The following is a 998-nucleotide window of genomic DNA, read 5'->3' as shown; positions in this document are numbered from 1 at the left end:
CCTCGCCCGGCACGGGCTACCGGTCGTGCGGCCCCGCGGTTCCCGGCACCGCGAGCCCGGTCACCCGTTGCCGCGGACCCGCAGCGCCCGGCGGAGGTCGTCGAGCTGGTCGGCGAGCTTGCGGTGCAGCGCGGGCGTCATCCTGTCCTCCCGGAGGTGGGTCTCGCCGAGGGCCAGGGAGGCGTCGTCGACCGCGTGGGCCGGGAAGGCGCGGGAGCCCGCGGCCTCGGACATGGCGGCGCCGCGCCGGTCGCCGAGCGCGACGGCGGCCGGGTAGAAGCGGGGGACGTACTCCCCCACCAGCTCGGCTTGTTCGGGCTGCCAGAAGCCCTGGGCGGTGGCGGCGAAGAGGTAGTTGGACAGGTCGTCGGAGTCGAAGAGCCGGGACCAGGCGGCCGCCTTGGCCTCCGGGGTCGGCAGGGCCGCGCGGCACCGGGCCGCGCCCTGCTGTCCGGTGGCGCTGGGGTCGCGGGCCAGCTCCGCGTCGATGGTGGCCTCGTCGAGGGCGCCGAGGACGGCGAGCCGGGCGAGGACGAGCCAGCGCAGCTCGGGGTCGATCTCGGGGCCGCCGGGGACGGTTCCCTCGGCGAGCCAGGCGGCGATGGCGTCGGGCTGGGTGGCGCTGCCGATGAAGGTACGGACGGCGGTCAGGCGCAGTCCGGGTGCCTCGCCGTCCTCGGTGCGGCGGATGAGGTCGCGGGCGAGGGAGGTGAGCAGGGCCAGGGCGGCGGGCCGCTCGTGGGCGGAGAGGTAGCGGTCGGCGATCTGGACGCGGGCGAAGGCGAGGACGCCCTGCACGATCGCGAGGTCGGTCTCCTCGGGAAGGTGGGTGTGGGCGGCCTCCAGGTAGGCCTCGGGGGCGAGTTCGCCGTCGCGGACCATGTCGCGCAGGGTGTTCCAGAGCAGCGCCCGGGTGAGGTCGTCGGGGACGCCGGAGAGGGTGCGGCGCACGGTCTCCAGGGAGGTCTCGTCCAGCCGCACCTTGGCGTAGCTGAGGT

Annotated in this window: 1 protein-coding gene; it reads right to left on the bottom strand. The window is 76.1% G+C overall.

All coding sequences use genetic code 11. The features are described 5' to 3' along the window. Positions 1 to 60: 60 nt before the first annotated feature. Positions 61 to 998: ERAP1-like C-terminal domain-containing protein (locus EAO71_RS35180; RefSeq protein WP_187282952.1), on the bottom strand; the 938-nt coding region annotated here is incomplete at its 5' end.

This window comes from Streptomyces sp. MS191 (assembly GCF_008042125.1).
Taxonomy (GTDB): domain Bacteria; phylum Actinomycetota; class Actinomycetes; order Streptomycetales; family Streptomycetaceae; genus Streptomyces.
Note: the sequence above shows the minus strand (reverse complement) of the source record. Positions and strands in the feature narration are given on the sequence as shown.